Below are 12909 nucleotides of genomic sequence, written 5' to 3'. Positions count from 1 at the left end.
TTTGGCGGTTTATTTCAGTTTTTTGGACACACCATAAACTGCCAATAAAAAGAAAAAGACAAACAAACCCCATAACTGCAACCATTTAGGCATAATGCTGGCCCATGATGCCCCCATTTGATTGAGTTCTAACATTCCCATAATAGCCGGAACAGCTGGGATCACCTGCGAGATCCAGATCAAAGGTTGTGGGATCAATGCTAATGGCCAAATAAAGCCTGATACAAACATGATAGGCATAGAAGCCAATAACAACACTTGGGTTGGCAAGTCCCTACGCATGAACAAGCAGCTCAATGCAACCCCACCTGCGCAGCTTGCAAGTAAAAAAGGTAGCAGAAATAGTGACACTAGACTTAAGCTTGCCTGAATACTCACCTGATACCAATAAAAACAGTAACCAATATAAAAACTAGTAAAAACTAAGTAGATCAACATAAAAGCCGTCATGCGGCCACAAATAAGCAGTAAGGGAGAACATTGATTCCAATAACCCAGCTTAGCCCACTGACCAGCCCCTAATATCCCCATACCAATGAGTAACGTTTGATGTAAGATCAATAAAAAAAGTCCAGGCACCACATAAGGGGTATAACCAAGGCTTAGGTTAAATGCTGGGACACTGTTTATCTTAACTGAATTGAGGTTCTTAGCCGCCTGTTGAGGAGCCTCACCTTTAGCTAGCATGCCAAGTAGCTGTACGTGTTTACCCGCATCCATCCCTGCTGCCACTAAACCTTCAGCTATAGACGCATAGATCAGAAAATAGCTGGCATCACCACCATAACTTAACGTCACGCCCTTGCCTTGTAGCAGATCTCGCCTAAAACCTGCCGGGATCACCAGCAATCCATGAGCACGCCCAGACTGGATCCAAGTTTTGGCTTCAAGTAGGCTACCAACTTGGCCAATAACACTCATTTTTGCACTCGCATCAGCATGACGGATTAAACGGCGGCTTAATGAGGAATGATCCAAATCAACCACCACCAATTGTTGCTCGGTCGGTACTTGATGCAGGTATGGCAGAGGATAAAGGATAGCATAAAAAAGCACGCCTCCAAATAACGTCACGGCAATGGCTTTATCTGCCACGATGGCCTTTAACTCTAACAGCACAAGTTGCCAGAAACTCATATGCTGGTGGCTCATGATCATCTGCTCACCATTATCAGTCATCCAATCGTTCCCCCAAAAGCGATTGAGTTTCAGATCCAATCTCAATACGACGAGATAAAATAATCAGCACTGGAATAATCAATACAAACCCCCAATAGCTGGTGAGCTGCAGGGCAATAGTCTGCCAAGAAGATCCATAACTAATAATGCTAACATGCGAGTCTATATAGTGACTCGATGGCATCATTAAACGCCACCACTGGGCGACTAAAGGCATCTCGTGCACCGGAAAAGTGATCCCCATAAAAGCAAATGCTGGGGCAAACATCGCCGTTCCAAAACTGACCATACGAGCACTATCTCGCATCATAAAAAAACACCAAAAGCACCAATAACCACACCGCCAATAACATCACTATCTGGGCTAGGATTAATAGGGCTAAATTACCCGCTGCAGGTAATGCAAGATACTGATATAAAAGTACTAAAATAAAGCCACCATGCATTAATAGTATTGGTGTAAGTACCATTATTTTTGCCCAAACTCGCAGCCAGATAACCTGACCTGAAATAAAATGACCTTCAGGTGTCAATTCTCGGCTCAAACTATTAGAGAAGATCAACATGGCCAGCAACTGCCACAAAGCCACCAATACCGCAGGCACAAGAAAGCCGACATAATTATTGTTACGATTAAATAATGCCGTTGTCTGACTGGTAACTGGGCTCAGTTGCACTGCGACATGAGATTTAGGCACACCTTGAAGTAGCTGTTTAATACCAGCAACCTTAAGTAACCCCGCTCCCAAAGTGAGTTGTATTTGACTTGATAATAACTTACCCACCAGTAAAAACTGACTATTGTAACGAATGTCGATACTTGGGCTGTGACCTGTCAATAGGTCACGTTTAAAATCAGCAGGAAAAACGATGATCCCATAAACATCTGACTGTTTCATTGCGTTTACCGCTGACGCGAGATCCATATAACCTCGCGGTTCAATAACAGGGTTGGCCTGTAATTGCCGAGTTAACATACGGCTCAATTGACTATTGTCGTGATCAACCACTGCTACGGGTAATTGCCTTGGTAACCCAGCACTAAACAACCACCATAAACACAGCATGCTTAAAATAGGCAGATAACTGACCAAAGCCAATTGCCAAGGTGAATGCCACAGCGAACGTAATTCACATCGAATGGAAGCGATTAAATGGGTCATGGTAAACCTGAATACTTAGCGGGTAAACAACACGGACATGCCGACGCGCAGATTCTCTATTTCACTCTCAGGTTTAAGCTCTACCTCAAAGGTACGCATATCAAAATCGTGACCACTTTCTGTCGATCGCCAAGTCGCAAACTCTCCCATCACACTCACGTGAGTAACAACAAACTCAACGTCACGCTTAAGCGAAGGCAAGGTCAACATTAATTTACTCCCTTTAGAAAACTGATTAAGTTGATCTTCACGTACTTGAAATACAGCCCAAGCATCGGTCATATCAATCAAGCTAACCACAGGAAAACCACTCGGCGCCAGCTCACCTTGTTGCAATAAGACTTCACTTATCTCACCAGATTTAGGCGATCTCATCTGACTGTCAGCCAAGATAGCATTGACTTCATTAACCGCACCTTCTGCCATACGCGCATTGCCCGCTGCTGCAGCTTTAGTTTCAGAACGCGCGCCCTCTTGCGCCATCTGATACATCGCCAGTGCAGCTTGCTCAGTGTATTTAGCAGCTTGCCACTGTGTAAACGCCTCATCGCGCTTTTGTCTCGCAACAACCCCTTCGTCAAACAGGTTTTCGACCCTACGATAAGTGGTCTGATATAAGTTAGTTGCAGCTTTGGCCTTTAACCATTGTTCTTTAGATGCTGTGATTTGCTGCTTACGTGCTCCCGTATCAGCTTCAAGTTGCAGTGCTTTGGCAGCATCGCGCCCTCCTTCAGCTTGCATTAATTTCGCATCGAGCTCAGGGCTGTGAATAGCAAACAACAAATCGCCCTGTTTAACCACATCGCCACGACGCACTAAAACCTGTTCGATCCGGCCTGGCACCTTTGAAGAGACGTTATATTCTCGGGCCTCAATTTGCCCCTGTAAAATGTGCGCTTTAGGGCTATAGGCTAACTTTAAACCATAACCTAACACCAGCACTAGCGCCAAGAGTGCAACCATGGCGAGCAAACGATTAGCGCGCATTCATATCTCCAAAATATTGATAATAGATAATTTTAATTACATTACAACTGATTAGTTCGACCGATAAAGTCATCTAGCTGACCACTGATAGCCATCAGACGTGCGTAAGATTGAATATAGCGGTATTTCGCACCCAGTTGCTGTGTCTTGACGGCACTGAGCTTTAATTCAGCATCCACTCTGTCTATCGAAGTAGACAAACCTTGGTTAAATGCTATCTCACGCAAACGTAAGTTTTCTTCGGCTAGGGTCAATGAAGTATCCAATGCAAGCACCTCTTCTTGTGCTTGCAAAAGTTGACGGTAGCTTTGATCTAACAGCAAACTGAGATCTTGCTGCGTTTGCGCCTTAGTATATCGAGCTTGTAACAAGGCGCTTTTAGCCGCTTCCACTTTACCACTGCGACCCTCTCTGCTGAGCAGAGGAACCTTAACACCTAAGCCTACCATCCAATCAGGCTCAACCTGGGAGAACAAGCTGTCATCTTCATACAAGGTATAATTACCGTAGAGAAAGACACTGGGTTGATAACGCCCCTTCTCTACATCAATTAAGCCTGTGGCTTGATCTTCTTTCGCTTCGAGTAATTTCAGTGCTGGGTGCTGAGTCATCGTCAACTGACTTAATCTAGGCAAAGAGGGTTGATTTTGTAGCATAAATAACTGAGATGAGGGGATGATACTTTGTTGATGTAGCATCCGCGATAAAGCAATCATTGCCATCTCATGCTGACGCTTAGCACTACCAGCACTGACCCGCGCATTTTCAAGCGCGACTTGTGCATTTAGCCGCTCAACCTTCGCTATCTGGCCTTGCTCTTCCAACTTAAGCGCATGATCGGCATGTTTAGTCAAAGAAGCAACAAGCTGCAACTGAGTTTGCATCAGCGTCTCTGTCACAGAGACAGCGTAATACCTGTCCACCAATAAATTAAAAAGATCACGTATGACCAATTGAAACTGCTGCTCTTTTTCAGCCACGAGCGCAGCATGTATTCCTTGAGCTGCAGTGATCTTCCCCCCAGTATAGATTGGCCACATGGCTTGCAAACTGGCACGAAAAATATCTTGTTCGGTAAAGGGGGTCACAAACATTGAACTTGGAATACTCGCTAACGCGCCGCCCAATGCCGGGGGTAAACTCTCAGATCCCAGTGAAGCGAGAGGGTTAAGATCACGTAAATCTAGCTCAATTGGTTTTTCGAGATGGGTATAGCTCCCTTTGATATCTACAGAAGGCAGACCAAGATCTTCTCCCGCCTTTTGCTCAGCCTGAGCGCGTAAAACCTCTTGAGATTCAGCCTGGAGTTTATCGCTGACAGTTAACAACTGCTGCCATGCGTTATCAAACGTCATTGGCTGGGCTGAAGATGTACCAACGGCTAACAGTAAAGACCAACAAACGAAGTGGGGGAATTTCATCTATACCTCAAAGCCCATGTATATCAAGTTGGCTCACCACGGCGAGCCAACTTTAAATAAAAGAAGTCAATTGCATCAATAGAATGTAGAGTAGATACTCTAATTTAGCAGGCGATGATAACATTCTATTGTATTAGCAGCTAGAGACTTTACTTCATGGGTGCAATAGTCGTTTTACGCTGTCCCACCGACGGTTAAATTATCGACCTTAAGCGTCGGCTGACCGACCCCAACAGGCACACTCTGGCCATCTTTACCGCAAACGCCTACGCCTTTATCAAGGGCGAGATCGTTACCCACCATTGAAATTTGTTTCATCGCTTCAGGGCCATTACCAATTAGTGTTGCCCCCTTAATCGCTTTCGTGACTTCACCGTTCTCAATCAAATAAGCTTCAGAAGCTGAAAAAACAAACTTACCTGACGTAATATCAACTTGGCCGCCACCAAAGTTAGGCGCATATATGCCATTTTTAACTGATTTAATGATTTCAGCTGGATCTGATTCACCCGCTTCCATATAGGTATTCGTCATGCGCGGCATAGGCAAGTGTGCATAAGATTCTCGACGGCCATTACCCGTTGATTGCTCACCCATTAAGCGAGCATTGAGTTTATCTTGCATATAACCTTTTAAGATTCCATCTTGGATAAGTACTGTCTTCTGCGTGATAACGCCCTCATCATCGATACTTAATGAACCACGGCGGTTTGGCATGTTGCCATCATCAACGACACTGACTAATTTAGACGCGACCTGTTGGCCCACTAGGCCACTAAATGCACTGCTGCCCTTGCGATTAAAATCCCCTTCCAATCCATGACCGACAGCTTCGTGTAGCAAAACACCTGGCCAGCCAGCACCCAGTACCACAGGCATCAATCCTGCAGGGGCATCGATTGCACTTAAGTTAACTGACGCTTGGCGCACCGCCTCACGAGCAAATGAGAAACACACTGGTAAGCCAGTGTCATCGGTTGCCATCAAAATATCATAGCCATGACGCCCGCCACCGCCGCTTGAACCACGTTCACGTTGGTCCTTTTCTTCTAAAATAACACTGCAATTAAACCGTACTAAAGGACGTATATCTGCCGCTAATGTGCCATCACTTGCCGCGACTAAAATTTCTTCATGCACACCCGAAATACTCACAACAACCTGAATAATACGGCTATCAAGACTCCGAATATACGCATCAGCCTCTTTCAGCAGAGCAATTTTCTTTACTTCTTCCATCGCTGCAATAGGATCTGAACTTTGATAAAGCGCGTGAACATCTTGGCGTTTCCACGCCTGCACACTACTACTTCCACCTGATGAGGCAATACTGCGAGCAGCCTCAGCAGAGGCCATAAGTGCAGATGGAGTGATTTCATCAGCATAAGCAAATCCGGTTTTTTCACCCGTGATAGCTCTAACGCCAACCCCTCGCTCGATATGAAAACTGCCCTCTTTAACTATCCCATCTTCTAACACCCAAGACTCATGACGACTGCCTTGAAAGTAAAGATCGGAAAAGTCGACATTGTGCTGGTGAATAATATTCAGGTAACCCTGTAGATCACTCAGTGACTGTCCATCTTGCAATAGGCTCTGTTCAACTTGAGTTAACAATGGCATTAATGATTTCTCTCTTTTGACTTAGTTTTTTATAAGATGCAAGGGGTTACCCCTTCACGTCTTTGTGTTGTAGGCTTGGCGTTGAAAATCGGTTATGTGTCGATACCGGTATCTCTTGACGAATTTTTTGCTGTTCCGTCTTATCTAGCTTAGCTTGCACCCAACCACACCCATCCATTTTTTGCGCTGTAATGCTTCCCCAAGGATCGACAATCATACTCTGTCCCCAGGTCTCGCGGCTACCTTGATTGTGTTTGCCCCACTGAGCGGCAGCTAAAATAAAACATTGAGTTTCAATGGCTCTTGCTTGGATAAGTGGTTGCCAATGCGCTGCACCTGTCACCTTAGTAAAAGCAGCGGGCAAGGCAATGAGTTCGGCACCGGCTAACCTCATTGCTCTAAAAAGATCAGGAAAACGAATGTCATAACAAACAGCTAACCCTAATTTACCGAAAGGGGTATCTATGACACTGATCCTTTCGCCAGGACAGAAAGTATCGCTCTCTCTATATCGCTTGGTACCATCGGCAACATCCACATCAAATAAATGTAATTTATCATATTCGCCTAAAATATCACCTTTATTATCAAATAAGTAGGTTCTACTATAGACACGACCATCTTCTGAGCGAACAGGTATCGTTCCAGCGACAAGATAGATGTCATATTTAGCAGCAAGCTCAGACATGGCTTTTTCTAGTGGCCTTGTCCCTAAAATAGGATCGCCAGCATATTCCAGCTGTTGACTCTCATGACCACCAAAAAGCAAACAACATTCGGGTAACACAATTAACTGTGGCTCGCCAGAATTGCGAGGAAGAAGAGTAAGCTGCGCATCTATGTATGCAAGATTTGCCGATACATCGTGACTACTTTGGCATTGTAATAGACTGATCTGCATCTTTAACTTCCTTTTTGATATTGTCCTTAAAAACAGGGATTTCTTCGACATTTGACTTGGGCAATTCGACACCTGAATTCGGTGATGATTGTTCAATGCTGTCTAATTCTAGTTTGTCGTCGCTATTTTGTGATTTTTTGTCTGTCATATCAACAGGCTCTTTATTGACCTTTGCTAGCACAGATTCAGGGATAACGATCTCCTTACTCTTACGCGCTAACTCCTCAAGTTTAGGCGCTGACATTGTGCCTGTTAACCGGAACCTAAGCTCAGTGATCACCTCTATCACAGGCTCAAGTACCTTAGTTAACGCAAAGGCGCCTAGCCCAAAAGTCCAACCACCAGTGGTGAGTAATACCACGGTCGGAACACTGGAGGCCAATTGAGGTACAAAACGAATATCGTAATGTAAACTTTCAGTCATTAAGTCGGTATACCCACGCACTTTCATGTTACCTGCAACGGCATCCATCTCTGTATTGTGGGTTTTTATCACGCCATGATCAATATCCAACGTGCCAGTAAAAGTATCGAAATAGAGGCCTTTACCAAACACATCCGAAAAATCCAAGGACAGTTTTCTCAACAAGGAATCAAGACTAAATAGTGAAAATAATCTCGCTCCTTTATCACTGACCTCTGAAAGATGTCCTTTACCTAATTTAAAATCAATTAATCCATTTAAGGAGCCTAAAGAAAATGCATAAGGGCCCCCTTGCCATGAAACCTTACCATTAATGGCTAAGGGGGCATCTTTTAACCCAGGATCCATACCAAGAATGGCAGATAGGTCGTCAAACTTAGCCGCATCGAGTTTCACATTAAATTCAGTTACATTTTCATTGCCGCTATTATTCCACGTACCATTACCAACAAATGTCACCGATGGAGTCGTCAAAGAAACGGTTTGGATGTGATAATTATCATCTTGTGGTGTGCCTTGTAATACTAAATGACCTAACGGCTTACCATACAAGCTAAACTCATCAACATCTATGGCTAAGGGGGGCAAGTTTTTCAGCACAGTGTTTGACTTAAATACGGCATTTTCCGGTTTCTTAATAACAGGGGAAAGGTGAAGTTTAGACGCCACCAGTTTTAGCCCCTGAGTCGACCAATCAGGATAAAAGTCAACACGACCATCAAATTCATCCGATTCAGCTTCAAAACGCCAAACACTGTCAATAGGCTTAGCGCTAATATTGAGGTGGGTTAAAGGTTGCCCCATTAAATCTAAATGAGCTATCTCACCATCAATACTGATAAGGGGAGGGAAAAAATGGTTACGCTCATTTTCCTCCTGAGCAATCTCACTTATTTCAGGCTGCTCAGACTGAGTAAATTGATTAATAATCGCTAACCAAGGGGTAAATTTAGTGTTATCAATAGATAACTGAAGGCGACCCTTATCTTTATTAATATGATCATCTGAGGTGAATAAGCGGCCAAGCATGAGATCGAAATATGCTAATTTATTTCCAGACGCTTCATCAAATCCTGCTAAGAAATCAATATCCTCACCTAATGTTATCCCTAAAGAGGACTGCTTATTATTCCCCGTAAATTCAGCTGTAAGCTGGCGAGGTAGGTCTTCTTTTTTTGCAAAATGATCCGGTAAAGCGAGATTAACACCAAGAAGGTCACTGCTGACTTTAGCTTGGATTTGATAACCTGTAGGCTCAAAAATCATGCTCATATCCCCCTCCCAGCTTAGCTCTCCGGAATAGAAACCTTTAAGTGGATTATCAAGATAATCAGGAAGGTTTTCCAATGCCCACGCTCCGCTAAGTTGCAGATCTAAACCATAATCATCACCTAAACTTTTGGTATCAAACGTTAAAGAAACCGCTTGTTCGAAAAGAATCGCCTCAATTCCTTTACCTGTCACTACATCATCGAGAAATTCGACTTGTCCTGTGACCTCTTCAAGTGCAAGTCCAGGCTCCGCTATATACACAGGCGTCTTATCAAAATTAACTAAGCCATGGATCCGCTCTTTCTCTCCTTCATAAAGTGGAATATCTAAATCCAACTTAGCACTAACTTGTCCCTGGATTTGCACCATATTCAATGTCGAACCAACTTGATCTGCCAGAGGAGAGCGATTAAGTACCTGCGTCGCAGCTTCACCTTGAGTGAGCAGATCTGCGTTTATCTGTAATAGGGAACGCTCACCTAATTGAGGAATAACGATATTCGCCCCATCAACCACCACATCTAACAACTGACCCTTATTAATCAAAAGATCCATACGGTCATTTTCAAATACTGCCGATAAATTTAATGATGTTACCGAAGGCCAATCAGGCTGAAACTCAAATTCAGCCTCTTCTAAAGTAAATTCAGTCTGAAAAATCCCCGAATGATCTTGGTAGGGATAACCACTTAATGCGCCATTGTATAACACTTTGGCATCTTGAATTTTTCCAGCCACTAATCCTGTTTCAAGATATTCGACCAGCTCTTGACTCATGCCATTGAGAGGGAAGTAATTAACGGCTTTGGAAACATCATGAAATTTCACATCTGCTAACAGCGCTAAGTGGGCAGTATCAAGCAAATTTAGGCGCATTGAAGCCTCAATGGCAATATCTGGATTATTTAACTCGATCGAAGGTAAAGCTAACGCCTGTGATGTTAGATCATATTGTGCGTTAAATGCCTCACCATCAAGTGCTAAGGACTGCTTAAATGCTGAGCCGAAATCCAACACATACTTCTGTTTAGGTAATGATAAATAAACACTATTTTTTTGCCAGGCAACACTCATATCAAATGGTGATACACCCGGAACTTGCGCTTTATGTTGCCAACTAAGCTGTTCTATGCCGAAAGCAAGTTGAGGCCCGTTATCATCAACAGAAAACGTAACTTCGTTAACATAGCCTTTAGGTTCAAGTAACTGCCACTTTTTAAGTCCACCTAAATCAACAGTTGGGATAAGAGGAAGGAGCGGTAACAGTGTACTGGTGTCAAGGCGATTGAGTGTCGTGGTCAACACTTGATGGTTTTTTTCAGCGGTTAACTCAAGCTTAGGCCAGGCTTTTTGGTTGGTTTGAAAAGCAAGGTCTTGGCTCTTTAAGCGCCAGCCCTTATCCGTAGCAACCCAAAGCATACGGCCACCTTCGACCTCAAAATGCTGCTCTTGCTCATTAAGTTGCCATTCTAACCAGCTAGGTTCAAATTCAATATGAGCAGAAGTCATGTTTCGCTGTGCAATATCGAACCAAGCTTCGAGGTTTATCACTCCCTCCAGCGCTAGCTTTCTGGTGCTATCGTAAGGGCTGGTCTGTCTTGAAGCCCACTTACCTAAGTCCAATGAGCGGGCAGCAAGATATACCTGCCCTTGTAAACTGTCCGGTTTATAGCCACTGCCTACAATATCCAACTGTAAACTTAATAGTTCAACTTCTGAAGCAGCTTCATCAAGATAGAGCTTTCCATGACCTTGATGCCTTAATTTACTGTTCATCCATGTTAGGTCTTTTACATAAATCGGCCTGTACTCATGTGTCACACTCAAGAGTTGCAAGCTGGCGTCATGGATTGAAAAATGTGTCAACTGTTCAAGCAAGAGTCGATAGATCCAATCAGTGTCAGCAACCTGCTTGGTCATATCTTGAGAGTGAGTCAAAGCGCTATTGTTAACTTTATCGATATCAAGAGCCACTTGAACACCATCAAAAATAACCCTTGTTATCTGTGGGCTCACGCTAATGATGCTCTGCCAGAAGTCGAGTTTCACATGCACATTGTCAATCAATAAAGTAAAAGGTAAGTGCTCTTGGGAGGGAATGGTCAAGCGTCGAATGGTCAATTCAGGGCCTAATGCCTGCCATTTTGCGGTAAGTTCACCCACATCGACTTGCACCTGATATTCAAACTCTATGTAGTTAATCAGCTCTGCTCTAATTTGGTCAAGCTGAGGTAACAGCGCTCTAAACAGGCTAATGACTAATGCAAAAAGCATCAGTACACTCGCTAATATTTGCCAACAGAGGCGACTTAACTTACGGGGATGGCATTTAAAGAACACTACATTATTACCACATCAAACTTGTTCTGTGCGTACATGACTTCATTTTGAAAACGAACACGCTTACCAATATAAACACCCAACTCTGCAATGAGATGGCTCTCTTCGCCCGTTAAGCTATTAAATACCGAAGGTGAGCAATACACAATAAATTCATCAGCATCATAACTACGGTCTAACCTTATAATTTCTCTAAATATTTCATAGGAAACTGTTTCAACCGTTTTTAAACTGCCTGTACCAACACAAATAGGACATTCACCACACAACACATGCTCTAAGCTTTCTCGAGTACGTTTACGGGTCATTTCAACTAAACCTAAACCAGAAAAGCCACTGATATTAGTTTTAACGGTATCATGGGATAAGGCAAATTCTAAACTTGCAAGCACACGTTTTTGATGCTCAGATTTAAGCATATCGATAAAATCGATAATGATAATCCCCCCAAGATTACGCAAGCGAAGCTGACGGGCAATGGCATGGGTAGCCTCTAGATTGGTATTAAATATCGTCTCTTCTAAATTTCGATGTCCAACAAAAGCGCCCGTATTAATATCAACGGTTGTCATGGCTTCAGTCTGATCGATGATAAGGTACCCACCTGATTTAAGCTCAACCTTACGGCCTAATGAACGCTGGATTTCATTCTCAACATCATACAGATCAAAAATAGGCACAGGCCCATTATAATGTTCAATTTTATCGGCTATTTCAGGCATGAATTCATCAGCGAAAACTTGCAGTTCATCGTAAGTATGACTCGAATCAACCTGAATTTGATCTAACTCTGTGCCCACAAAATCACGTACAATACGAACTGGAAGGGCTAAATCTTGATACAGTAACGACACCCCTCTGCGTTTTCGTCTCTCTGTCACCTTAGACCAAACTCGGCGTAAAAAAGCCGCATCTTGAACAAGCTCTTGCTCACCAGCACTTTCTGCTGCAGTGCGAATAATAAAGCCACCGTCTTCGTCAACAAAAGGTTCCGTTAGTTTTTTGAGTCGAGATCGCACTTTTTCAGATTCAATCCGTTGAGAAACACCAACATGACTTGAACCAGGCATAAACACCAGATAACGAGAGGGAAGTGTAATATCCGTGGTTAAACGCGCACCTTTAGTCCCCAATGGGTCCTTGACCACTTGCACCATAATGTCTTGACCCTGACGGACCAACTCACTAATAGCACGTACAATAAAATGACCTTTCTCACCTTCGGCGACACATTCGGTGTGAGGCACGATATCGGATGCATGTAAAAAAGCCGCTTTATCTAATCCAATATCAACAAATGCTGCTTGCATACCCGGTAACACTCGACTGACTTTACCTTTATAAATATTGCCCACTAAACCACGCTTCATCCGTCGTTCAATATGGACTTCTTGCAACACACCATGCTCTATTAATGCAACTCTGGCCTCAGTAGGCGTAACATTGATCAATAATTCAGAACCAATTTTTGGCTGCACTCTATTTCTGACGGTGCGACTCATAACTATTCACTCGCTATTATTCTTTTAGGGGCTAAGCACTAACCACAGTTTGGTGGTAAACATCAACAATACAGCCCAAATGAGTCAGACTCGACTT

7 protein-coding genes and 1 pseudogene are annotated in these 12909 nt (G+C 43.5%); all 8 read right to left on the bottom strand.

Annotated elements, in window-relative coordinates; all coding sequences use genetic code 11:
* Positions 1 to 9: 9 nt before the first annotated feature.
* Positions 10 to 1137, bottom strand: a complete 1128-nt coding sequence (locus tag HQQ94_RS04390; protein ID WP_173296515.1) for an ABC transporter permease — start codon at positions 1135 to 1137, stop codon at positions 10 to 12.
* 34 nt (positions 1138 to 1171) lie between these two features.
* A pseudogene (locus HQQ94_RS04385) lies at positions 1172 to 2342 on the bottom strand (ABC transporter permease).
* A gap of 15 nt (positions 2343 to 2357) precedes the next feature.
* Positions 2358 to 3329, bottom strand: coding sequence for an HlyD family secretion protein (locus HQQ94_RS04380; RefSeq protein WP_173293269.1), 972 nt, complete (start codon positions 3327 to 3329; stop codon positions 2358 to 2360).
* A gap of 41 nt (positions 3330 to 3370) precedes the next feature.
* Positions 3371 to 4750 (bottom strand): TolC family protein, encoded by a 1380-nt coding sequence (locus HQQ94_RS04375; protein WP_173293268.1) that lies wholly within the window; start codon positions 4748 to 4750, stop codon positions 3371 to 3373.
* 174 nt (positions 4751 to 4924) lie between these two features.
* Entirely contained in the window at positions 4925 to 6373 is a 1449-nt protein-coding gene (tldD, locus tag HQQ94_RS04370; protein WP_173293267.1) for a metalloprotease TldD, read from the bottom strand.
* A gap of 46 nt (positions 6374 to 6419) precedes the next feature.
* On the bottom strand, positions 6420 to 7274 hold the full coding sequence (locus HQQ94_RS04365; RefSeq protein ID WP_173293266.1) for a carbon-nitrogen hydrolase family protein: 855 nt from the start codon (positions 7272 to 7274) through the stop codon (positions 6420 to 6422).
* The gene (locus tag HQQ94_RS04360) at positions 7243 to 11310 is read right to left on the bottom strand and encodes a YhdP family protein (RefSeq protein WP_309247233.1); all 4068 of its coding nucleotides are present in this window, start codon (positions 11308 to 11310) and stop codon (positions 7243 to 7245) included. The genes HQQ94_RS04365 and HQQ94_RS04360 overlap by 32 nt, the downstream gene beginning before the upstream one ends.
* The gene (gene rng, locus HQQ94_RS04355) at positions 11310 to 12812 is read right to left on the bottom strand and encodes a ribonuclease G (protein ID WP_173293264.1); all 1503 of its coding nucleotides are present in this window, start codon (positions 12810 to 12812) and stop codon (positions 11310 to 11312) included. Before rng ends, HQQ94_RS04360 begins: the two co-directional genes overlap by 1 nt.
* Positions 12813 to 12909: the final 97 nt, after the last annotated feature.

The organism is Shewanella sp. VB17, assembly GCF_013248905.1.
GTDB lineage: Bacteria > Pseudomonadota > Gammaproteobacteria > Enterobacterales > Shewanellaceae > Shewanella.
This window is presented reverse-complemented; position numbering and strand designations above follow the sequence as displayed.

Excerpts from the sequence above, each read along its gene's own strand:
- HQQ94_RS04365 (WP_173293266.1), bottom strand. The coding sequence starts at position 7,274 with ATGCAGATCAGTCTATTACAATGCCAAAGTAGTCACGATGTATCGGCA.
- tldD (WP_173293267.1), bottom strand. The coding sequence starts at position 6,373 with ATGCCATTGTTAACTCAAGTTGAACAGAGCCTATTGCAAGATGGACAG.
- HQQ94_RS04375 (WP_173293268.1), bottom strand. The coding sequence starts at position 4,750 with ATGAAATTCCCCCACTTCGTTTGTTGGTCTTTACTGTTAGCCGTTGGT.
- HQQ94_RS04380 (WP_173293269.1), bottom strand. The coding sequence starts at position 3,329 with ATGCGCGCTAATCGTTTGCTCGCCATGGTTGCACTCTTGGCGCTAGTG.
- rng (WP_173293264.1), bottom strand. The coding sequence starts at position 12,812 with ATGAGTCGCACCGTCAGAAATAGAGTGCAGCCAAAAATTGGTTCTGAA.
- HQQ94_RS04390 (WP_173296515.1), bottom strand. The coding sequence starts at position 1,137 with ATGAGTTTCTGGCAACTTGTGCTGTTAGAGTTAAAGGCCATCGTGGCA.